Consider the following 21809-nt stretch of genomic DNA (forward strand, 5'->3'; position numbering starts at 1 on the left):
AGAATGTTTTATCATCGCCTAGATAATATCGTTGTATACCAACAATAACGTGATCACAGTGCCGTATTTACTCACATTTTTACCTCGGCATACAGCGGCACGCCCAACTTCACATCGAACTTTGGATATTTTATAACCCATGGCGTCGACGACACCACTATTAAACCGACAAACGGCCAGCGATTTCATCCGCCGCCGCTTCCCTCGCAAACAGTTAACCACTGCCATCACCCTGATTCTCTGCTCCGGCCAACTCTGGGCTGACAGCTGTGGCAACACCCGCGCCCTCGACTGGGTGCCTGCCTGCGATTTAAGCCCTGAACAACGTGCTCAACTGCGCCCCGGCTGCAACGGCATGTATGTCGCCCCAATCAACCCATCACCGGACGCCCTGCTTTCACCGGATGAAGCCCCCACCAAGGTCAGCGCCGACAGCACCGAGATTACCGATAAAAACAGCGCCAAGTTTGTCGGTGATGTGGTGATTAATCAGGGCAGCCGTCAGATTTTTGCCGATGAGGCCCGCGCCGACAACAGCAGTGACATATTAGAGCTCGAAGGCAATGTGACGGTGAGAGACAGCGGCATTCTGATGCTGGGCGAGAGCGGCTATTTCAACTCTGCCGATGGCACTGGGACGATTAATGAGGCCGAGTTTGTCATCCATCAGGCGGCGGTTCGCGGCGACGCTGAGCATCTCAGCAAAACAGGCGAGATGACGACAGAGTTATACAACAGCAGCTATACCCGATGCGCCCCGGGCAGTAACGACTGGTATATGCAGGCCACCGATATCAAGCTTGAACACGACGAGGGGGTCGGCACCGCCAAACACGCCAAGCTGTATATCAAAGACGTGCCTGTTGCCTACATACCTTACTTTACCTTTCCCATCGATGACCGCCGTAAGTCGGGCTTTCTGTGGCCGACCATAGGTACCGCCAAGGGCGGCAATGGCCTCGATATTACCGTGCCTTATTACTTTAATCTGGCCGAAAACTACGATGCCACACTGGCACCAAGGTATATCCATGGTCGCGGCCTCTCCACCGAACTCGAAACCCGCTACCTCAACAAATACAGCGAGTGGGTATTCAGTGGCGCTTATTTAGACGATGAGGAATACGAGGACACACGCTGGCTGGTTGGCGTCCAGGAACAAGGGGATATCAACGGCCTAAAGCACAGAATAGACTACACCAAGGTCTCCGACGATGATTACCTCAACGACATCAGCGCAGAGAGCCTGGACGTCAAGCGCCAGACCCACCTCGATCAAAAAGCAGAGCTTTGGTACAACACCTACGGCCTGACATTCAAGGCCAAGGCCCAGCAGTATCAAACCATTAACGACACCGTCAATGAGCCCTACCAAATGCTGCCACGACTGGAGGTTAACACCACCGGCTTTCCCGAGGGCAATCAGTTTAACTGGCTGCTAGTCAGTGAATTTACCGACTTCGCCCACAACGACGACAACAAGATTCAAGGCCAGCGCCTCTACTTAGAACCCGGTATTAGCTATACCTTCGAGAGCCGCTGGGGTTATCTAACACCAACAGCCAAGGTGCGCAGCCTGCATTATCAACTCGATGATGAGACCGGCAACCCGAACGAGAACAGAGAGGACTACAGCCCCTCAACCACTGCCGGTATGGCCAGTGTGGAAGCCGGCTTGTTTTTCGATCGCGACCTCAACCTTTTCGGCTCCGGCTATACCCAGACGCTGGAACCCAGGGCGTTCTATCTATACAGCCAGTATGAAGACCAATCGGACAACCCGCTGTTTGACACCGGCGAACTGACCTTTAGCTACAACCAGTTGTTCAGAGATACCCGGTTCAGTGGCCACGATTTAATCGATGATGCCAACCAGATATCGGCCGGTGTCACCACCCGATTCATCGACAACAGCACCGGCATTGAGCGCGCCAGCTTCTCGCTCGGCCAGATTTATTACTTTGATGAGCGTAAAGTCGGGTTGGACAGCAGCTCAGAGACTGATTTTGCCATCGACAGCCGCCAATCTGATATCGCCGGTGAAGCCAGTTTCAGGCCGACGGAAAACCTGCGTTTTATCTCGAATATTCTGTGGGATACCGAGCTGAATGAGACCAAACAGGGCAATATTACCATGCGTTACAACGCCAATGATTATGCCCTGCTCAACCTCAGTTACCGCACCGCCACCGGCGATGATTATTATGTCACCGAGACCGATGGCAGCAAGACGCTTTATAAGGGCGATACCAACCAGAGCGATATCTCCGGTGTCATCCCGATCAACGACAACTGGGCGTTTATTGGTCGATATAACTACGATCATTCGAATAAACGTTCTCTCGAAGAGATTGCCGGTATAGAATACAACAGCTGTTGCTGGAAGACCCAACTGGTCTATCAGAAGGGTATCGATGGCAATAATGAGGTAGAACACGGCGTCTACCTCCACTTTCAACTTAAAGGACTCGGCGGTGTCGGAAACGGTCTAGACCTTGACGACAGTATTGTTGGTTTTGAAGAGCGCGAAGAACATGATAAGTAAGTTGTACAGTATCCCCCGTATCATCACACGCTATAGCGCTATTGCCGCGCTGACCCTGATGCCTATCATCAGCTGGGCCGAAGTGCAGATGCTCGATCGCGTCGTTGTCGTGGTCGACGATGGCGTCATTATGCAGAGCGAACTCGATGAGCGCCTAGAGCAGATACATTACAATATTAAATCCCAAGGCAGGCCGACACCACCTGAAGATCAGCTGCGCAAAGATGTACTCGACACCATGATAGTCGAGAATTTGCAGCTACAGATGGGGCAGCGTGGCGGTGTTCGTATTTCGGACCAACAGCTTAACGAGGCCATGTCTCGTGTTGCTGGCCAAAACGGTCTCAGCCTCGAACAGTTCCAAAAAGCGCTTGAAGCTGATGGTTTAAGCTACCAGGCCACCCGCGAGCAGATTCGCCGTGAAATGATTCTTCAGCAGGTTCAGGCTGGCAATATTAACAACAAGATTCAAATCACCGACAAAGAAATCGAGAACTTCCTCAACTCTAAGGAAGGCAGTGCCTTGACTGCCGTTCAATACCATCTTGCCCATATTTTTTATGGCTTAGACGGTGGCAGCGAAGCGGCTGGCATGGCCAAACTTAAACAAGCTCAGGCTGCCATTTCGAAAGGCGGCAGCATTGATGGCTGGCTGAAAGTAAACGGCGCCAATAATGTCCGCGGCGGCGACCTTGGCTGGCGCCGTACAGAAGATATCCCCAGCGTTTTCAGTGACGTCACCCCAACACTCAGCGTTGGTCAGGTCTCCGACCCGTTTGCCACCGATAGCGGCATCCATATCGTCCAACTGATTGAAAAGCGCGGGGGCAGTACCAAGATGATCGAGCAGACCAAGGCTCGTCATATCCTATTAAAAACCTCGGCTATTCGTACTGACGAACAGGCTCAGCAACAGTTGAGCGAGATCCGTCAACGCATCATCAGCGGTGAGGACTTTGCCGTGCTGGCCAAGCAGTACTCGGAAGATATCGGCAGCGGCAGCGAAGGCGGCGACCTCGGCTGGTCCCGAAAGGGACAATTTGTGCCGGCCTTTGAAAAAACCATGGAAGCTGCCCAACCCGGCGATATCAGCCAGCCCTTCAAATCTCAATTTGGCTGGCATATCTTGCAAGTTGAGGACCGCGAGATGAAAGACATCAGCAATGAACGCCAAAAAAATGCCGCCCGCAACTACCTACACCAGGGCAAATTTCAGGAAGAGTTAGATGCCTGGCTGCTCAAAATACGCGACGAAGCCTACGTCGATATCAAGTATTAATGCTTCGCATTGCTCTAACACCCGGCGAACCCGCCGGGGTTGGCCCAGAATTGGCCATCCAGCTAGCTCAGCAATCACAGCAGGTTGAGCTGGTGGTCATTGCCAACGCGGCGTTACTGAGACAGCGTGCGGCAAAGGTTGGCCTAGCCATTAAGCTTGTTTGCTTTGACCCCGACGTGCCACAACTCAGTGGTCACGGCCAGCTCTCTATTATCGATACGCCGCTGTCGGCGCCTTCTATCGCCGGTGTGCTTAATATTGATAATGCCGAATATGTCATTCAGACACTCAGCATCGCCACCGATGGCTGTGTCGACGGTAGCTTCGACGCCATGGTAACAGCGCCAGTCCATAAAGGCGTAATCAACGACAGCGGCTTAACATTCAGCGGCCACACCGAGTTCTTAGCCGATCGAACCCACACGCCAAAAGTCGTGATGATGCTGGCCAGTGATCAAATGCGCGTCGCCTTAGCGACCACTCACTTACCGCTAAAAGCCGTCAGCGAGGCTATTACCACCGAGCTTCTCACCGAAGTCATCACTATATTGCATCATGACTTAGTCACTAAGTTTGCCATCAAGAAACCGCATATTATTGTTGCCGGCCTCAACCCCCACGCCGGCGAAGGCGGCCACATGGGTCGCGAGGAAATTGATACGATTGAGCCGGTACTTGCAGAGCTTCGGCAACAGGGGTTCTCATTAGAAGGGCCGCTGCCCGCCGACACCCTGTTCACCGAAAAATATCTGGGCCGCAGCGATGCGGTGCTGGCGATGTATCATGACCAGGGTTTACCGGTACTCAAGTACCAAAGCTTTGGCCGCGGCGTCAACATCACCCTGGGCCTGCCCATCATCCGCAGCTCTGTCGACCACGGCACCGCCTTGGACCTCGCCGGCACCGGCACCGCCGACAGCGGCAGCTTACAGGTGGCCCTCGATCAAGCCATTGCCATGGCAACAGCCAGCAACAACGCTTAATACCCAGGCAGCCAACCCCGTCTTTTTAGCGTATAATCCACGGCGCAGTACTTCTTACGGTACTGAAATCCAGTGTTTGCCATGAGAATTCTATGCCTAAGTACGACAAATCCGCCAAATCCGACAAGCCTCTTTACGGTCACCAGGCAAAGAAACGCTTTGGTCAAAACTTCTTAAGCGATGATTCAATCATCGCCAATATAGTGGCTTCTATCCGTCCTAAAGCTAACCAGCACTTGGTTGAGATTGGGCCGGGACAGGGTGCGATTACCGCCAGCATCATTGCCAGCGGTGCCCGCTTAGATGTTGTCGAACTCGATAATGACTTACTGCCAATATTGAAACTGCACTTTGGCCTAAAGGAAAACTTTACCCTCCACCATGCCGATGCTCTACGTTTCGACTATAACGCCCTCGTCGATGACGAGCAGCCTCTTCGTGTTGTCGGTAACCTGCCCTATAACATCAGTACACCGCTGATTTTCCACCTATTAGAGCACTGTAACAATATTACCGATATGCACTTCATGCTGCAGCTCGAAGTAGTCAAACGCCTCGCCGCTCAGCCGGATTGCAAGGCCTATGGCCGATTGACCGTGATGACGCAGTATTATTGCGATATCGAGCAACTCTTTATTGTGCCACCGACAGCGTTTCGGCCAGCACCCAAGGTCGACTCGGCCATCGTCAGACTGGTTCCTCATAAACAATTGCCCCATGTCGCCAAAGACGTCAACTTGCTTGAACACGTGGTTAGCATCGCGTTTCAGCAACGCCGTAAAACACTGCGTAACACCTTGAAAAAGCTCTGCTGTGAAGCCTTTATTGTTGAAAACGGTATCAACCCAGCCGCCAGACCAGAAAACTTAACGCTGGCAGAATACGTTACCTTAGCCAACGCTATTTACGACGCCAAGCAACAGGGTCGCGATATTACCGCCCCGTAAATACGATCGATTGACCACATGGTTTTGAGTTATGAACAACCCAATAGAAATCAATGTAAAAACTCGTTTTCTCGCAGAGGAATCGACACAGAATAAAACACGCTATGCATTCAGCTATCAGATTTCGATTACCAATACGGGCACTGAAACCGTCAGATTATTAACCCGGTATTGGAAAATCACCGATGGCAACAATAGCGTTAAGGAGGTTCACGGCGATGGCGTCATCGGCGAACAGCCCTTTATCGCCGCCGGTGACAGCTTTGAGTACATCAGTGGTGCCGCCCTCGATACCCAGGTCGGCAGCATGACTGGCAGCTACCAAATGGTGACTAATTCCGGGCACTGCTTCGACGCATATATTCCGACCTTTAAACTGGCAGCACCGCTGGCCGTGCACTAATGACCGCCTATGCCGTCGGCGATATACAGGGTTGCTTCCAGTCACTGCAGGCTCTGCTTGCAGAGGCTGACTTCAGTCCCAGTAGAGACAGCTTATGGGTGGCCGGCGACCTGGTCAACAGAGGCCCGGAGTCGCTACAGACCCTGCGTTTCCTTCACGCACTGGGTGATGCTGCCATCATCGTTTTAGGGAATCATGACCTGCATTTGCTGGCGCTGGCTAACTCAACCCGGTCAGCCGGAAAATCAGACACCCTCGATCAAGTCTTGGCCGCACCGGATTGGCCACAGTTAGAGCACTGGCTACGCCAACAGCCGTTGCTTCACGTCGACCACAACCTCAATATTGCCCTCGTTCATGCGGGGATTGCCCCTCAGTGGCCGATTGAACAAGCTCTGGCGCTCGCTGGCGAGGTAGAGGCAGCCATTCAGGGTGATGACTACCGCGACTATTTCGCCGCCATGTACGGCAACCAACCCGATTGTTGGTCTGAACAGTTGATCGACATCGAGCGCCTGCGTTGCATTACCAACTACCTGACCCGAATGCGTTTTTGCAACCAAGCTGGACAGCTCGACCTTCAGGACAAAAGTCATCGTCACAGCACTCGCCCTGGATTTAAGGCCTGGTTTGACTACCATGCACAGCAGCAGCCCGATGGTCCTGAGATTATTTTCGGGCACTGGGCAGCCCTCAATGGCGAGACTAATCAAAAACGTTACTTCGGCATTGACACCGGCTGCGTTTGGGGCGGCGACCTCACATTAATGAATATTAAAAATAAAAATAAAATTTCTGTAAAAAACGACAACAACTGACTTAACAACCAGTAACTGCAAAGCCTACAGACAATCATCCGATTGCCAAAAAACCTCCCACCTACAAAAAGATTATAAAAAAAATAATTTTTATGTGGCCTCTGTCGTTTTCAAAGACTATGCTTAAATCAAAGCAAAAGAATAATCAATGCGATAAATACGGCTTAATATTTCCACTCTAAGTATTTAATTGCATTACGGTTTTACTCTGCGCCTAGCGTGGAGACAAGATGTTGATTGTTATTAGTTGCAACTCAGTGACTCTACGGCCTGATGGTCGAGCTTGTGAATGGCGAATGTCACAGAGTTCACGCTTTAAGGAGCAGGGGCAAATGAGCATTTTCAACCATTTTCAGGACCGTTACAGCGACAATCAGCAGGAAGAAATCAGCCTGCAGGAATATCTCGAGCTGTGCAAAGAAACACCAAAAATATACGCCTCCGCTGCCGAGCGGCTATTGATGGCTATTGGTGAACCAGAGCTGATTGACACCTCGCAAGACCCTCGCTTTAGCCGAATTTTCTCCAACAAGGTCATTAAACGCTACCCCGTTTTTGACGAGTTCTATGGCATGGAAGACGCCATTGAGCAGCTGGTTTCCTTTTTTCGTCACGCCGCACAAGGCCTCGAGGAGAAAAAACAAATACTCTATCTACTCGGCCCCGTCGGTGGCGGTAAATCATCACTGGCCGAGAAGCTCAAATCTTTGATCGAAAAAGAACCCATTTACTGCATCAAAGACTCACCTGTTTTTGAATCGCCACTCGGTTTATTTGACCCCGAAGAGGATGGCGATATCCTGGAGGCCGAATATGGTATTCCGCTTCGCTATATCAAAAACATCATGTCCCCCTGGGCCGTCAAGCGTCTGCATGAATACAATGGCGACCTCAGTCAATTCAAAGTCATCAAAATACACCCGTCACGCCTCGACCAGGTTGCCTGCGCAAAAACGGAACCCGGCGATGAGAATAACCAGGATATTTCAGCTTTGGTCGGTAAGGTCGACATTCGCAAACTTGAAGACTACCCACAAAACGACCCCGATGCCTACAGCTACTCCGGCGCACTTTGCCGTGCCAATCAGGGCATTATGGAGTTTGTTGAGATGTTTAAGGCACCGATCAAGGTACTCCACCCTCTGTTAACTGCCACCCAGGAAGGTAATTACAACTCGACTGAAGGCTTGGGGGCCATTCCCTTCGACGGCCTTATACTCGCTCACTCCAATGAGTCGGAATGGCAAGCTTTTAAGGGCAATAAAAATAATGAGGCCTTCATAGACAGGGTCTATATTGTTAAGGTGCCCTATTGCCTACGCACCAGTGAAGAGTCAGAAATCTACCGAAAGTTGCTGGCCAACAGTTCATTGACATCGGCTCCCTGCGCCCCCGACACCTTGTCTATGTTGGCGCAATTTACCGTGCTTTCCCGTATCAAAGAGCCAGAGAACTCCAATCTCTATTCGAAGATGAAGGTCTATGATGGACAAAATTTAAAAGACACCGACCCCAAGGCTAAATCTATTCAAGAATATCGTGATAATGCTGGTGTCGACGAAGGCATGGATGGTTTGTCGACGCGTTTCGCCTATAAGATCCTCTCCAAGGTTTTCAACTTTGACTCGACAGAAATATCAGCAAACCCCGTTCATTTACTCTATGTACTAGAACAACAAATAGAGCAGGAGCAATTTCAGCCAGAGCTGCGCGACCGCTACCTCCGCTTCATCAAAGAATTTTTAGCGCCGCGTTATGTGGAGTTTATCGGCAAGGAAATTCAAACAGCCTATCTAGAGTCTTACTCCGAATATGGTCAGAACATCTTCGATCGCTATGTCACCTATGCGGATTTTTGGATTCAGGATCAAGAATATCGCGACCCCGAAACCGGCGAGATTCTCAACCGTGTTGCGATCAATGAAGAACTAGAAAAAATCGAGAAGCCTGCAGGCATTTCTAACCCGAAAGACTTCCGCAACGAGGTGGTAAACTTTGTTCTCCGCGCCAAAGCGAACAACAACGGCAGCAACCCGTCATGGAATAGCTATGAGAAGCTACGCTCGGTAATAGAGAAAAAAATGTTTTCTAATACCGAGGACTTATTACCGGTCATCTCCTTTAACGCCAAGGCATCAAACCGAGATCAAAAAAAGCACAATGACTTTGTCGATCGCATGGTAGAACGGGGCTATACCGAGAAACAGGTCAGGCTGCTGTCTGAGTGGTATTTACGGGTCAGGAAATCGCAATAATACGAGGTGGTCTATGGGTTATATTATCGATCGACGCCTCAACGGTAGAAACAAAAGCACGGTAAATCGCCAGCGTTTTTTGAAACGTTACCGCGCCCATATCAAAAAAGCCGTTTCCGACGCCGTCACTAAACGCTCCATTACCGATATCGAAAAAGGTGAGCAGATAACTATTGCCGACAAAGACATCGGCGAACCTGTTTTTGGCCACGGCAATGGCGGTCGCCGTAGCGTGATTCACCCCGGCAACAAGGAATTTGTCGCCGGCGACCATATGCCACGACCGACGGGTGGTGCCGGTGGGGGGGCGGGGGAAGGCAGCGCCAGCAACCAGGGTGAAGGCGAGGATGATTTTGTTTTTCAAATCACCCAGGAGGAGTTTCTCGAATTCATGTTTGATGATCTCGAATTACCCAACCTGGTCAAACGACAGCTTGCTGGCTCAAAGTCTTTCACTCAAAAACGTGCTGGCTATAGCGCTGTTGGCACCCCGAACCAAATTAATATTGTACGCTCATTACGCAGTGCGCATGCCCGAAGAATCGCACTAGGCTCATCAACCAAGCGACAGATAAAAAAACTTAATCAACAATTAAAAGAGCTGAAAGAGCAGAGTGAAAATGATAGCGAGCAGGTAAAAATCTCTGATGAAATCATTCAATTAAAAGGCAAGCTGAAACGAATTCCTTTTATTGATGACTTCGATATTCGCTACAATCTTCATGTCAAAACACCGACCCCAAGTTCAAAGGCGGTGATGTTTTGCATCATGGATGTATCCGGTTCAATGAATCAAGCCACCAAGGACATGGCAAAGCGATTTTTCATCCTGCTTTACCTTTTTTTGCAACGAAATTACGATCACACAGAAGTGGTGTTTATACGACATCACACCAGCGCCAAAGAGGTTGACGAGCAGGAGTTCTTTTACAGCCGTGAAACTGGCGGCACGATAGTCTCCAGCGCGCTAGCATTGATGCAGGAAATCATTGAGGATCGCTATCCCACCAGTGATTGGAACATATACGGCGCCCAGGCCAGTGATGGGGACAATTGGAATGACGACTCCTCCACCTGCTACAACTTGTTGACAGAAAGCATAATGCCCCACGTGCAACACTATTCGTATATTGAAATAACCCCCCGTGAACACCAGGCTCTTTGGCGTGAGTACGAACAGGTTTCGGCACAATTTCCCGACACCTTTGCCATGGAGCAAATAATAAACAACTCAGATATCTACCCCGTATTTAGAGAGCTGTTCAAGCGACGCGTTGCCTAAACAGTACGCCAATGATTAGCCATGGAGCTGACAATGGATCGACAACCCATCTCTACTGATTCCGAATGGACATTCAGTCTCGTCCAACAATATGAAGAGGAAATCGGTAATATTGCCGCTGAGTTTGGCCTCGATACTTATGCCAATCAAATTGAGATCATCAGTTCAGAACAGATGATGGATGCATACGCCTCGCATGGTATGCCACTAGGCTACAGCCACTGGTCTTACGGCAAGCATTTCTTGGGCATTGAGAAAAACTACCAGCGCGGCCAAATGGGGCTGGCCTATGAAATAGTGATCAACTCCGACCCCTGTATCGCCTATTTAATGGAAGAAAACACCATGACTATGCAGGCGTTAGTTATCGCCCACGCCTGTTATGGCCACAACTCATTCTTCAAGGGCAATTACCTATTCAAAGCCTGGACCGATGCAAAATCCATTATTGATTATTTATTGTTTGCTAAAAACTATATAGCCAAATGCGAGCAGCGCTATGGCCTCGAAGAGGTCGAAAAGACGCTGGACTCTTGCCATGCGCTAATGAACTACGGCGTTGACCGATATCAGCGTCCAGATCCCATCTCTGCCGAGCTTGAAACGGAGCGTCAGCAACAGAGAGAAGCCGATCTACAGAAACAGGTTAACGACCTGTGGCGAACAATACCTCGCGGAGACGATGAGACCGACGAGACCAATCAACATTGTTTCCCCTCTGAACCACAGGAAAACCTGCTTTATTTTATGGAGAAAAACTCGCCGCTGCTGGAGTCTTGGCAGCGCGAAATTATTCGTATCGTACGCAAGATTGCCCAATACTTTTATCCCCAGCGCCAAACTCAAGTGATGAACGAGGGCTGGGCCTGTTTTTGGCATTACACCTTGATCTACGAGATGTATGACCGTGGACTCGTTAATGACGGCTTTATGTTTGAGTTTTTACAGTCGCACACCAGCGTCATCTTTCAGCCTGATTTCGACAGTCCATACTACAGCGGCATCAACCCCTATACGCTGGGCTTCCACATGATGATCGATATCCGTCGAATCTGCGAACATCCCACCGATGAAGACCGGGAATATTTCCCTGAATTTGCCGGCACTGATTGGCAAGAAACATTGCAATTTGCCATGCGTAACTTCAAAGATGAAAGCTTTATTCTTCAGTTTTTGTCGCCGAAGGTCATCCGCGATCTAAAACTGTTTTATGTGCTCGATGACGATCAGAGCAGCGAGATTGAAATTGCCGCCATCCATGAGGAACGGGGGTACAAGAAAATTCGTGAAACCCTGGCGAGCCAATACAACCTCGGCGACAGAGAGCCGAATATCCAAATCTACAATGTTGACACCAAAGGCGATCGAGCGCTCTACCTCCGTCATATGCAACACAATCGCATGCCGCTGGATCAAAATACTGATGACGTATTAAAACACCTGAGCCGACTGTGGGGCTTTGATGTTCACCTGATTACCTCGGATAGTAACCGCAACACCACAAAAGAGTTTCACTTCAGCCACGAACACGCCAAGACGTCTGCCTTTGTACCCTACTAATTACCGCTCAATTGGGTATTATTAGCACACTCTCAACTTATCGTGGTAACTGGCAATAATGGATATTTACAGCGTTGGTGGTGCCGTTCGCGACCGCCTACTTGGCTTCCCGGTGAAAGACCATGACTGGGTCATCGTCGGGGCAACCCCCGAGCAACTACTGACACAGGGTTTTAGCCAAGTCGGTAAAGATTTCCCTGTCTTTCTCCACCCCGAAACGAAAGAGGAGTACGCACTCGCACGTACAGAGAGAAAGCTGGGCAAAGGCTATGCCGGTTTTACCTGTTATGCCGCCGCCGATGTCACACTGGAGCAGGATTTGCTGCGCCGAGATTTAACCATTAATGCCATGGCCGAAGACGCTGACGGAAATATATATGACCCTTACAATGGCCAAACAGATTTAAGCGACAAGTTATTGCGCCATGTATCCGACGCTTTTTGTGAAGACCCTCTTAGAATATTACGTATCGCCCGCTTCCACGCCCGCTATGCTCATCTTGGCTTTTCCATCGCTGACGACACCATGGTTCTCCTGCAGTCGATGGTTACCACCGGCGAAGTTGAACACTTGGTCAGCGAACGCGTTTGGCAGGAAACTATCAGAGCATTATCAGAAAAATCACCGCAGATATACTTTCAGACCCTGCGAGAATGTGGCGCTCTCGCTGTCATTATGCCAGAGTTCGACGCATTATTTGGCGTACCGCAACCCGAGGCTCACCACCCTGAAATCGACACTGGCGTGCATGTATTGATGGCACTGGAGCAAGTCTGCGCACTCAGTGACGACCTCCCTCCGCGCTTTGCCATCCTCTGTCACGACTTCGGCAAGGGCAAAACCAAACCCGAAGATTGGCCACGCCATATTGCCCATGAAGCAACCGGGCTCAACCCTATCAAAAAGCTTTGCCAAAGACTTACCGTGCCCAATGAATATCGAGAACTGGCGCTCATCACTTGCGAATATCACACGCACATCCATCGTGCTGTGGAGCTGAAAGCCAAAACCGTGGTGAAAGTGCTTGATGCCACCGACGCATTCAGACGCCCCGAACGCTTCCAGCAATTTTTGCTAGCCTGTGAAGCCGATGCACGAGGTCGCCTAGGTCTTGAGCTGCGCCCTTACCCACAACGACTTTTTTTTCAACGCGCGCTCCTTCAGTGTCAAGAGGTCAAGGCCAAAGACTTTATTGCTCAAGGGCTGAAGGGCAAAGAGATCGCCACCGCAATCAGTGCCGAGAGAGTCAATAGAGTCGCCCAGATCGAGCGCCAGTAACCTGACTCGCAGCATCAGCCAAACTGCTTAATCAATAGGCTGATGCTGATAGCAATACACACTATAACGGTCAGGGCTCGAACAAAACCAGCCCCTTTACTGATCACCGTGGCGGCCCCAATTCTGCCGCCGGTAAAAGCACCGGCAGCCATCACCAAGCCAACCGTCCAAACCACATGACCACTGAAAACAAACACCGTGAGGGAGGCAATATTAGAGGTGAAGTTCAGTGCCTTTGCATGCCCTGTCGCTTTGACAAAATCCATACCTTTTAATCGAACAAAGGATATCGCGAAGAAGGTGCCTGTACCCGGGCCAAAAAAACCATCATAGAAACCGACTGCCGGTGCAGCAGAAGCAGAGAACTGTCTATCACTCAACTTAGCCTGCTCGCTTTTCTGCCCCAGCTCTTTGTTGAAAAAAGAATACAGCGCGATGGCAATCAGACCAATCGGCATCAGCGTGAGCAAAAACTGATTGTCAATTAATTGCACCACATAACTCCCGATGGCTGAGGCGACAAACACAGCGGCAACCATCCATTTAATCGTACGAATATCGACCACTTTTCGCCGCGAAAAGTGAATCGTCGCAGCCATCGAGGCGAAACTACCTTGCAGCTTATTTGTCGCCAAGGCAGCGATAGGAGGTACACCGGCAAAAACCAGTGCCGGTAATGTAAGCAGTCCGCCACCGCCTGCAACAGCATCAACAAAGCCGGCAAAGACTGCCACCAAAAATAACAACGCCAAAATTTCTAGTGCAATATCCATTACGTCTTACAGCCTGATAGATGCATCATTCAAATTAAAGCTCTTCTTCAGAACTCAGAATATCGGATATCCACCGCGTCTCATCAGACTCCTCGGTGGCTATTTTCACCGTCATCGTCAAAGGCACTGATAAGAACATACCAATAGGACCCAACAACCAGCCCCAGAATACCAATGAAAAGAACACGACCAGCGAGGACAATCCCAGACTTCGCCCCATCAACCGGGGCTCAACCATGTTGCCAACAATATTATTCACACCGAGGTAAACCAATACGATAATTAAAGCCGTATCGGGGCCGTGCTGTATAAGTCCTAACAACACCGCCGGTACGGCGGCAATAATAGAGCCAATATTGGGTACGAAATTGAGCAAAAAAGCCATGATTGCCCACATCACCGGATAATCAATATCCAGCAAATATAGGGCGAAGAACACCACCAAGCCGGTAATGAAACTCATTAATGATTTAATCACAATATAGCGATTGAGGGTGGATGAAAAATGCTCAAACCTGGCCATTGACTTCACTGGATCATCGGCAATGCGCATCACTTTCAATTTAAATGAGCCTAGTTCGAGTAGAATAAAGGCAACGGTAAGTAAAATTAAAAACGTATTCGTTAAGGTACCCAAGACACGATTAAACGTCGTGCCAACAAAACCCATGACGGCACTAAGATCAAATAAGCGTTTCATTTCTGCCGCATTTGCCTCGAGACCATAACCCGAAAGAAAGGCTGCTAAGTTACTACCGATATTGCTTAAACTGTGTTGGTATTGCGGTAAGTTCTTGCTAAAGCCATCCAGCGACGCCCCCATCATCGAGGAAACAAGTAAGCCAAAGGCAATGATTGTCATCAACACAATGATTAGCGATACGACCTGAGGCACCCTCTGGCGAGTTAAAAAAAACATTAATGGCGCACTAATTGCAGCAATAAATAGCGCAATAAGCAACGGCGCCACCACTGCCTCAGCGGTCTTAACGCCCGCTAAAACGATCACTAAAGCGGCCATCGCCAATAGTGCCCTTAAAGCGCTGTGATTAACAGGATCAATTGGCATAATGGATTTACTTCCAACACGTTGACAACAGAAGGTATAAAGGTACAGGATAGTAAAATAAAAACCAGAGCAACGTGGATGGCTCGCCTCCAATACAATGGATTTTTCAAACCTGGCCAGCAATAACCCAGCACAACACTTGGTTAATAGCGCTATATATTAAAAATATTCTTAGAATATAGAATATTTTCTTATTCTTACTAATTATTTGATCTATAACTAGTAAGTTGAATTAATATACCTGCTATAATTTTTGTTAATAAAATACAGTCAGAGTGACACTATGAAAACTGATGATGTTGATACCAGCAAATCTGAAGAAATTGAAGTCTTTCTTTTCACCACAGTTATTGCCGCCCCCTTCTTGGCAATTGCTATCGTAGGTGGTTTTGGCTTTGCCGTATGGTTCTCACAAATGATTTTTGGCCCACCAACGGTCTAAGAACAATGAATACAACGCTGGATAGGAGCCGTCGTTTTTTCATTTCTGGCGGTCTCGCTGACAACACTGCAAGCAACAAAGTAAGCAGCGAAACTACCTTACCTTGGTTAATCAGTCAGTCTGCTTTTGACGCTAACTGCACTCGCTGTGGCGACTGTTTAACAGCCTGTCCTGAAGATATTATTGTTAAAGATGACAATGGTTTTCCGACGATTAATTTCAGTCAATCTGGCTGCGATTTTTGTGGCGATTGCGCCGCCAGTTGTAAGCAAGATATTTTTTTAGCAGCTGAGAGTAGGACGACTGCAATGGCCTGGCAGCAAGACGCCCACATCAATGAAAACTGCCTCGCCTATCAGAATGTTATGTGTATGAGCTGCTTAGATAGCTGTGACGCGTCTGCGATCAGTTTCAACTATCAACACAAAATCGCCCGGCCTAGCATCAACATTTCGGCCTGTACTGGATGCGGCTTTTGCCAGAGCAGCTGTCCGACACATGCGATTTCAATCACGCCTATAGCCGCAGAGAATGCTACTTTGGAGCACTATGAACACGTTTGAGCAACACCTTCAAAAGCCATCGGATGAATGGCATATTGCGAGTTTGATTGTATCGGTAAAACCAGATTTTTTACCCAGCGTTCAACAAGTTTTCAATAACCATAATAATGCTTCTGTTGAAGCCGCCGACGACAAAGGCAAGTTAGTTGTTGTCATCGAGGCCGACAGCACTCAATCCTTGGCTCAAATTACCGATGAAATTCGATTGACCGAACACGTCATCGACTCACAATTGGTCTACCATCAGATAGCCGATAAAAACACCTTACACCAAGAAATAGACGACTTAGAAATCACTACAACCTCTGTGGAGCAGTTATGAAATTAGATCGCCGACAATTTATTAAAGCCCAGGCTGCTGCCACTGCTGCTGCTGCCGCTGGCATTAGCATGTCCAGCCAAGCGAGCAACTTAATCACCAGCAGCAAAGACACCGAGCTTGAATGGAACAAAGCCCCCTGTCGCTTCTGCGGCACCGGCTGCTCTATTCAAGTCGCCACTAAACAGGGCAAGGTTGTCGCCACCCATGGCGATATTAAGGGCGAGGTTAACAAGGGGCTTAACTGCGTCAAAGGTTATTTCCTTTCGAAGATCATGTACGGCAAAGACCGCCTAACCACACCGATGCTTCGCATGACAAACGGCAAGTACGATAAGAACGGTGAGTTTGCCAGCATCAGCTGGGATCAAGCCTTCGACATTATGGCCGAAAAGTGGAAGGCAACCCTTGCCGAGAAGGGCCCAGAAGGAATCGGCATGTTTGGTTCTGGTCAGTGGACCATCTACGAGGGCTATGCTGCATCAAAATTAATGAAGGCCGGCTTCCGATCCAATAACATCGACCCGAACGCTCGACACTGCATGGCGTCAGCCGTTGTCGGCTTCATGCGCACGTTTGGCATGGATGAGCCTATGGGCTGCTATGACGATTTAGAGGCCGCCGACCGCTTTGTGCTCTGGGGCTCTAACATGGCGGAAATGCACCCCATTCTATGGAGCCGTATTACCGACACCCGCCTCAGCAAGCCCGATACTCGCGTGGCAGTATTATCAACCTATACACATCGCTCATTCGAGCTCGCTGATGTACCGGTGATCTTCGAACCACAGAGCGACCTCGCGATACTCAACTTCATCGCAAACTACATCATCCAAAACGACAAGGTCAATAAAGACTTCGTCAATAAACACACCAGTTTCCGTATCGGTGTCACCGATATTGGCTATGGTTTAAGGCCGGATAACCCACTCGAGATGGCGGCCAAAAACGCGACCAATGCAGGTGACTCATCTGCAGGTAGCTTTGACGAATACGCGAAGTTCGTCAGCAGCTACACCGCCGAATCTGTTTCCAAGCTGTCCAAGGTACCGGTTGAGCAGCTCATCGAACTTGCCGAGATGTATGCTGACCCTGACCTAAAAGTGATGTCACTGTGGACCATGGGCGTCAATCAGCACACTCGCGGCGTCTGGTGTAACAACCTCATCTATAACATCCACTTACTCACCGGTAAGATTGCTGAGCCCGGCAACAGCCCGTTTTCATTAACAGGCCAGCCATCAGCCTGCGGCACAGCGCGTGAAGTAGGTACATTCTCACATCGTTTGCCAGCCGATATGGTTGTCGCCAACCCCAAGCACCGTGCAAAGGCAGAAGAGATCTGGAAATTACCTTCAGGGACAATTCCACCCAAGCCAGGCCTCCACGCTGTTGCTCAAAACCGCGCCCTAAAAGACGGTAAAATTAATGTCTACTGGGTACAGGTGAACAACAATATGCAAGCGGCAGCCAACATTAACGAAGAAGGTTTGCCAGGCTATCGTAATCCTGACAACTTTATCGTTGTGTCAGATGCCTACCCTACCGTCACCTGCCAAGCAGCCGACTTGATTTTACCGACAGCCATGTGGGTAGAAAAAGAAGGTGGCTACGGTAATGCCGAGCGCAGAACCCAGCTGTGGCACCAATTAGTCGACGCTCCGGGTGAGTCGAAGTCTGATCTGTGGCAATTAGTCGAGTTCTCTAAACGCTTCACCACCGACGAGGTTTGGGATAAAGACATTCTTGCTGCCAACCCAGAGTACAAGGGAAAAACTCTCTACCAGGTACTATTTGAAAACGGCAACGTCGACAAATTCCCAATGAGCGACTTCAGTGAAAAGTATCCGGGCTATAACAACCCAGAGTCTGAGAAAGCTGGCTTCTACCTACAAAAAGGCCTGTTTGAAGAGTATGCCACCTTTGGCCGCGGCCACGCCCACGACCTAGCAATGTTCGACCATTACCATGAAGCAGATGTACGCGGCCTGCGCTGGCCTGTCGTCGACAGAAAAGAGACAAAGTGGCGCTATAAAGAAGGCTCTGACCCCTATGTTAAAGCCGGCTCGGACTTTGATTTCTACGGTAAACCTGATGGCAAGGCGGTGATCTGGTCACTGCCCTACGAGCCACCCGCAGAGGCGCCCGATGACGAGTATGATATGTGGCTGTGTACTGGCCGCGTATTAGAACATTGGCACTCCGGCTCGATGACGCAGCGCGTACCAGAGCTTAATCGTGCCTTCCCAAATGCCGTTGTTTTCATGCACCCTGATGATGCTACAAACAAGGGCTTACGTCGTGGAGACGAGGTCAAGGTTGTAACCAGACGGGGAGAGATTAAATCTCGAATAGAAACTCGCGGGAGAAACAAGCCGCCAATGGGCTTAGTTTATGTGCCCTGGTTTGATGCCAGCCAGCTAATCAATAAGTGTACACTTGATGCAACCGACCCGCTGTCCAAGCAGACGGATTTCAAAAAGTGCGCCACTAAAATAGTTAAAGTGTAGGGAGACAAAAATGAGAAAGCTTATAATTTTGACCTTTGTTGCCCTATGCAGCGCAATGGCTATCGCTGAAACAGCAACACTACGTTCTGTACCGATAGATCAAGAGGCAACGCCTCCTGTTACCCCGAAAGTGGTGAATGGCGATGTAAAGCAGGTACGAAACTACCCCATGCAGCCGCCAATCATCCCTCACCGAGTAGACGGCTATCAAACTGATATTTACGCTAACAAATGTCTTTCATGCCACTCTCGCAAACGGACAGGTGAATCAATGGCTCCCATGGTCAGCGTCACTCACTATATGGATAGAGCTGGTAATTTTAAGGCCGATGTTTCACCGGCTAGATATTTCTGTCTCCAGTGCCACGTCATTCAGGAAGATGTTCCAGCAGCCGTTGAAAACACCTTTACTGATATGGATGACCTGGTTCAACAGGGAGCTGAGTAATGATTGATAGAATCAAACGAAACTGGAAAATATTTTGGCGCCCTGCCAGACACTTCAGTTTCGGTATTATTATTATCGGTGGTTTTATTGCCGGCATTATATTCTGGGGTGGCTTCAACACCGCACTAGAATTCAGTAGTACCGAGAAGTTCTGCACCGGCTGTCACGAGATGGAAGCCAACGTCTTTGAGGAGCTTAAATCGACCATTCACTATTCTAACCGCTCCGGTGTCAGAGCCAAGTGTTCTGACTGCCACGTGCCCCATAATTGGACCGATAAAATGGCGCGTAAGATGCAAGCTTCGAAAGAGGTTTGGGGGAAAATTTTTGGCACTATCGATACCCGTGAGAAATTCCTCAAGCATCGTCGTCAGCTAGCTGAAAATGAATGGAGACGGATGAAGGCCAATGACTCGCTCGAGTGTCGTAACTGTCACGAGTTCGACTCTATGGACTTTACTCGCCAAAGTCAGCGGGCAGCCAAACAGCACTCCACCGCCCTTGCTGGCGGCGAGAAGACCTGTATCGACTGCCACAAGGGTATTGCTCACCAGCTGCCCAATATGCACGGAGTCGAAGGCTGGTAACGATTTCTGCTTTTAAAAAAACAGGCCTTTGGCCTGTTTTTTTTGCCTTTTATTCCGCCACATCGTTCGCTCTGCCAAATATCTCTTCTCCTCTCTACAGCGGTAACGTACAGTATCCTGCCATCTTCCCCCTCTATCTGCTGAAAATTTATGCCAGACAATCAAACAATCCTGTCTGAACGGCTTATTATTTGGTTAGTTGCCGCCGTGCAATTTCTCAATATTGTCGATTTCATGATGATTATGCCACTGGGACCTGACCTAGCCACGGCATTGGATATTGCCCCCAGTGATATCGCCTCAATTACCGCCGCCTACACTTTTGCCGCCGCGATATCGGCCATCGTCAGCGCCAAAAAGATTGATCAATTTTCCCGCAAGCCAGCCCTACTTTTTTTCATTCTAGGACTAAGCAGCGCAACGATGATTGCCTCATTGGCACACACTGGCACTCAGCTATTACTCTGCCGCGTCTTAGCAGGCTGCTTTGCTGGCCCAGCCACCTCGGTTGCCTTTTCTTTGTTGATCGACAACATCCCCGAAGAGAGAAGAGGGCGGGCAATGGGCAAAGTCATGGGGGCCTTCTCGGTCGCTGCTGTCGCCGGTGTTCCAATTGGCATGCAGCTGACTATCTGGTTTAGCTGGCAGGCACCCTTCATTACCATTGGCTGCTCTGGTCTAGTGGTGTTATTTATTATTTTATTAAAACTGCCACCCCAGCCTGCTAAGAATATTACTGGCAACAGCATCTCAATCACCAGACTACTGTCACAACCTGCAATTCGCAGCAGCTATTTGATGACTGCGGGGGCAATGTTCGCAGGCTTTCTGTTGATTCCTAACTTCTCTGCCTATTTTCAATATAACCTCGGCTACCCCCATGACAGTATCGGCACACTATACTTAACCGGCGGTATCGGTAGTTTTTTTGCGATGAGACTATCGGGGCACATGGTCGACCGATTTGGCTCCACACCGGTGGGCTGGTTTGCCTGGGTGCTGTCTGCTGGCACAATACTCATCAGCCTGGTACTCCATCAGCCTATACCGTTACTGCTGTTTTTCATCCTATTCATGTCGGCCAATGGCGCCCGTAACGTAGCGATACAGGCACTGGCCAGCAAGGTTCCTCCAGCCTCGATGCGAGGCGCCTATATGTCACTGCAGTCAGCGACACGCCATCTATCCACCGGTGGTGCCGCCCTGCTTTCCAGCCAAATACTCACCACGGCGGATAATGGCAGCCTTATCGACTTTAACTACTTGGCAGCAATCACTATAGCGGTATCGTTACTGGTACCTGTTAGTATGATAATCACCCAACAAAGAATGCAACTGGTTCACCATGAAAAAAATCCATCCTAGCCTAAAGAAACGCGATTACCTCAGTTTTACAACCTTTCGAAAAGTGGGTACCGCTGTATCCACTCCTGTCTGGTTTGCTGGTGATAACGACACTTATTATATCTTTTCCGCCGCCGATGCAGGAAAGGTTAAACGGCTGAAAAATAGCCCCAAGGCGACAGTTGCCGCTTGCGACTTCAAGGGCAGTGTTGATGGTGAGCTTGTTGCAGGGCAGGCTGTGATTCTGGAACATCAACAAGATATTGCGCTGGCGCTGGCCGCGTTGCAGACCAAATATGGCTGGAAAATGACGCTGACCAACCTGTTGTCACGATTGACAGGTAAATACCACAAACGCAGCTATATTCGTTTTATTGCCACGCTATAACACAGCTAGGCAGCA

Annotated in this window: 20 protein-coding genes; 18 read left to right on the forward strand and 2 right to left on the reverse strand. The window is 49.4% G+C overall.

The annotated features are described in order from the left end of the window. The first annotated feature begins 139 nt into the window (after nt 1–139). From L9P87_RS07865 to L9P87_RS07910, 10 genes are all read left to right on the forward strand, one after another. On the forward strand, nt 140–2545 hold the full coding sequence (locus L9P87_RS07865) for an LPS-assembly protein LptD (protein ID WP_237444125.1): 2406 nt from the start codon (nt 140–142) through the stop codon (nt 2543–2545). Then, nucleotides 2535–3824: a peptidylprolyl isomerase gene (locus L9P87_RS07870; RefSeq protein ID WP_237444126.1), complete on the forward strand. Its 1290-nt coding sequence runs from the start codon at nt 2535–2537 to the stop codon at nt 3822–3824. The genes L9P87_RS07865 and L9P87_RS07870 overlap by 11 nt, the downstream gene beginning before the upstream one ends. After that, nucleotides 3824–4807, forward strand: a complete 984-nt coding sequence (gene pdxA / locus L9P87_RS07875; RefSeq protein ID WP_237444127.1) for a 4-hydroxythreonine-4-phosphate dehydrogenase PdxA — start codon at nt 3824–3826, stop codon at nt 4805–4807. Before L9P87_RS07870 ends, pdxA begins: the two co-directional genes overlap by 1 nt. Nucleotides 4808–4899: 92 nt before the next feature. Continuing rightward, on the forward strand, nt 4900–5754 hold the full coding sequence (gene rsmA / locus L9P87_RS07880) for a 16S rRNA (adenine(1518)-N(6)/adenine(1519)-N(6))-dimethyltransferase RsmA (protein ID WP_237444128.1): 855 nt from the start codon (nt 4900–4902) through the stop codon (nt 5752–5754). A 31-nt stretch (nt 5755–5785) separates the two neighbouring features. Further along, the gene (apaG, locus tag L9P87_RS07885; protein ID WP_237444129.1) at nt 5786–6157 is read left to right on the forward strand and encodes a Co2+/Mg2+ efflux facilitator ApaG/CorD; all 372 of its coding nucleotides are present in this window, start codon (nt 5786–5788) and stop codon (nt 6155–6157) included. After that, nucleotides 6157–6975 (forward strand): symmetrical bis(5'-nucleosyl)-tetraphosphatase, encoded by an 819-nt coding sequence (locus L9P87_RS07890; protein WP_237444130.1) that lies wholly within the window; start codon nt 6157–6159, stop codon nt 6973–6975. The genes apaG and L9P87_RS07890 overlap by 1 nt, the downstream gene beginning before the upstream one ends. Before the next feature lie 332 nt (nt 6976–7307). Further along, entirely contained in the window at nt 7308–9230 is a 1923-nt protein-coding gene (locus L9P87_RS07895) for a PrkA family serine protein kinase (RefSeq protein WP_237444131.1), read from the forward strand. Nucleotides 9231–9243: 13 nt separating this feature from the next. Next, a complete protein-coding gene (locus L9P87_RS07900; RefSeq protein WP_237444132.1) occupies nt 9244–10512 on the forward strand; it encodes a YeaH/YhbH family protein in 1269 nt (422 codons plus the stop codon). 33 nt (nt 10513–10545) lie between these two features. After that, entirely contained in the window at nt 10546–12072 is a 1527-nt protein-coding gene (locus tag L9P87_RS07905; protein WP_237444133.1) for a SpoVR family protein, read from the forward strand. A gap of 58 nt (nt 12073–12130) precedes the next feature. Beyond that, nucleotides 12131–13351, forward strand: coding sequence for a multifunctional CCA addition/repair protein (locus L9P87_RS07910; protein ID WP_237444134.1), 1221 nt, complete (start codon nt 12131–12133; stop codon nt 13349–13351). A 14-nt stretch (nt 13352–13365) separates the two neighbouring features. On the opposite strand, the gene L9P87_RS07915 is transcribed toward L9P87_RS07910, so the two are convergent. Next, complete coding sequence (locus tag L9P87_RS07915; RefSeq protein ID WP_237444135.1) at nt 13366–14124, reverse strand: TSUP family transporter; 759 nt, start codon at nt 14122–14124, stop codon at nt 13366–13368. A 34-nt stretch (nt 14125–14158) separates the two neighbouring features. Then, the gene (locus L9P87_RS07920; RefSeq protein WP_237444136.1) at nt 14159–15145 is read right to left on the reverse strand and encodes an AI-2E family transporter; all 987 of its coding nucleotides are present in this window, start codon (nt 15143–15145) and stop codon (nt 14159–14161) included. Nucleotides 15146–15476: 331 nt separating this feature from the next. Between L9P87_RS07920 and L9P87_RS07925 the strand changes: the two genes are divergently transcribed. The 8 genes from L9P87_RS07925 to L9P87_RS07960 all read left to right on the forward strand — a co-directional run bounded on the left by L9P87_RS07925 (nt 15477) and on the right by L9P87_RS07960 (nt 21794). Next, on the forward strand, nt 15477–15635 hold the full coding sequence (locus L9P87_RS07925) for a periplasmic nitrate reductase, NapE protein (RefSeq protein WP_237444137.1): 159 nt from the start codon (nt 15477–15479) through the stop codon (nt 15633–15635). Nucleotides 15636–15640: 5 nt separating this feature from the next. After that, complete coding sequence (gene napF, locus L9P87_RS07930; RefSeq protein ID WP_237444138.1) at nt 15641–16198, forward strand: ferredoxin-type protein NapF; 558 nt, start codon at nt 15641–15643, stop codon at nt 16196–16198. Continuing rightward, the gene (locus L9P87_RS07935) at nt 16185–16520 is read left to right on the forward strand and encodes a chaperone NapD (RefSeq protein ID WP_237444139.1); all 336 of its coding nucleotides are present in this window, start codon (nt 16185–16187) and stop codon (nt 16518–16520) included. Before napF ends, L9P87_RS07935 begins: the two co-directional genes overlap by 14 nt. Next, nucleotides 16517–19027, forward strand: a complete 2511-nt coding sequence (gene napA / locus L9P87_RS07940; RefSeq protein WP_237444140.1) for a periplasmic nitrate reductase subunit alpha — start codon at nt 16517–16519, stop codon at nt 19025–19027. The genes L9P87_RS07935 and napA overlap by 4 nt, the downstream gene beginning before the upstream one ends. Nucleotides 19028–19037: 10 nt before the next feature. Further along, the gene (locus L9P87_RS07945) at nt 19038–19475 is read left to right on the forward strand and encodes a nitrate reductase cytochrome c-type subunit (RefSeq protein ID WP_237444141.1); all 438 of its coding nucleotides are present in this window, start codon (nt 19038–19040) and stop codon (nt 19473–19475) included. Next, the gene (locus L9P87_RS07950; protein ID WP_237444142.1) at nt 19475–20062 is read left to right on the forward strand and encodes a NapC/NirT family cytochrome c; all 588 of its coding nucleotides are present in this window, start codon (nt 19475–19477) and stop codon (nt 20060–20062) included. Before L9P87_RS07945 ends, L9P87_RS07950 begins: the two co-directional genes overlap by 1 nt. Before the next feature lie 150 nt (nt 20063–20212). Then, nucleotides 20213–21427, forward strand: a complete 1215-nt coding sequence (locus tag L9P87_RS07955) for an MFS transporter (protein WP_237444143.1) — start codon at nt 20213–20215, stop codon at nt 21425–21427. After that, the gene (locus L9P87_RS07960; RefSeq protein WP_237444144.1) at nt 21408–21794 is read left to right on the forward strand and encodes a PPOX class F420-dependent oxidoreductase; all 387 of its coding nucleotides are present in this window, start codon (nt 21408–21410) and stop codon (nt 21792–21794) included. Before L9P87_RS07955 ends, L9P87_RS07960 begins: the two co-directional genes overlap by 20 nt. Nucleotides 21795–21809: the final 15 nt, after the last annotated feature.

The organism is Sinobacterium norvegicum, from assembly GCF_923077115.1.
Lineage (GTDB): Bacteria > Pseudomonadota > Gammaproteobacteria > Pseudomonadales > Sinobacteriaceae > Sinobacterium > Sinobacterium norvegicum.

Bases quoted from the DNA above. Each gene is read 5' to 3' on its own strand.
- L9P87_RS07865 (WP_237444125.1), top strand. From the start codon at position 140: ATGGCGTCGACGACACCACTATTAAACCGACAAACGGCCAGCGATTTC.
- L9P87_RS07870 (WP_237444126.1), top strand. From the start codon at position 2,535: ATGATAAGTAAGTTGTACAGTATCCCCCGTATCATCACACGCTATAGC.
- pdxA (WP_237444127.1), top strand. From the start codon at position 3,824: ATGCTTCGCATTGCTCTAACACCCGGCGAACCCGCCGGGGTTGGCCCA.
- rsmA (WP_237444128.1), top strand. From the start codon at position 4,900: ATGCCTAAGTACGACAAATCCGCCAAATCCGACAAGCCTCTTTACGGT.
- apaG (WP_237444129.1), top strand. From the start codon at position 5,786: ATGAACAACCCAATAGAAATCAATGTAAAAACTCGTTTTCTCGCAGAG.
- L9P87_RS07890 (WP_237444130.1), top strand. From the start codon at position 6,157: ATGACCGCCTATGCCGTCGGCGATATACAGGGTTGCTTCCAGTCACTG.
- L9P87_RS07895 (WP_237444131.1), top strand. From the start codon at position 7,308: ATGAGCATTTTCAACCATTTTCAGGACCGTTACAGCGACAATCAGCAG.
- L9P87_RS07900 (WP_237444132.1), top strand. From the start codon at position 9,244: ATGGGTTATATTATCGATCGACGCCTCAACGGTAGAAACAAAAGCACG.
- L9P87_RS07905 (WP_237444133.1), top strand. From the start codon at position 10,546: ATGGATCGACAACCCATCTCTACTGATTCCGAATGGACATTCAGTCTC.
- L9P87_RS07910 (WP_237444134.1), top strand. From the start codon at position 12,131: ATGGATATTTACAGCGTTGGTGGTGCCGTTCGCGACCGCCTACTTGGC.
- L9P87_RS07915 (WP_237444135.1), bottom strand. From the start codon at position 14,124: ATGGATATTGCACTAGAAATTTTGGCGTTGTTATTTTTGGTGGCAGTC.
- L9P87_RS07920 (WP_237444136.1), bottom strand. From the start codon at position 15,145: ATGGCCGCTTTAGTGATCGTTTTAGCGGGCGTTAAGACCGCTGAGGCA.
- L9P87_RS07925 (WP_237444137.1), top strand. From the start codon at position 15,477: ATGAAAACTGATGATGTTGATACCAGCAAATCTGAAGAAATTGAAGTC.
- napF (WP_237444138.1), top strand. From the start codon at position 15,641: ATGAATACAACGCTGGATAGGAGCCGTCGTTTTTTCATTTCTGGCGGT.
- L9P87_RS07935 (WP_237444139.1), top strand. From the start codon at position 16,185: ATGAACACGTTTGAGCAACACCTTCAAAAGCCATCGGATGAATGGCAT.
- napA (WP_237444140.1), top strand. From the start codon at position 16,517: ATGAAATTAGATCGCCGACAATTTATTAAAGCCCAGGCTGCTGCCACT.
- L9P87_RS07945 (WP_237444141.1), top strand. From the start codon at position 19,038: ATGAGAAAGCTTATAATTTTGACCTTTGTTGCCCTATGCAGCGCAATG.
- L9P87_RS07950 (WP_237444142.1), top strand. From the start codon at position 19,475: ATGATTGATAGAATCAAACGAAACTGGAAAATATTTTGGCGCCCTGCC.
- L9P87_RS07955 (WP_237444143.1), top strand. From the start codon at position 20,213: ATGCCAGACAATCAAACAATCCTGTCTGAACGGCTTATTATTTGGTTA.
- L9P87_RS07960 (WP_237444144.1), top strand. From the start codon at position 21,408: ATGAAAAAAATCCATCCTAGCCTAAAGAAACGCGATTACCTCAGTTTT.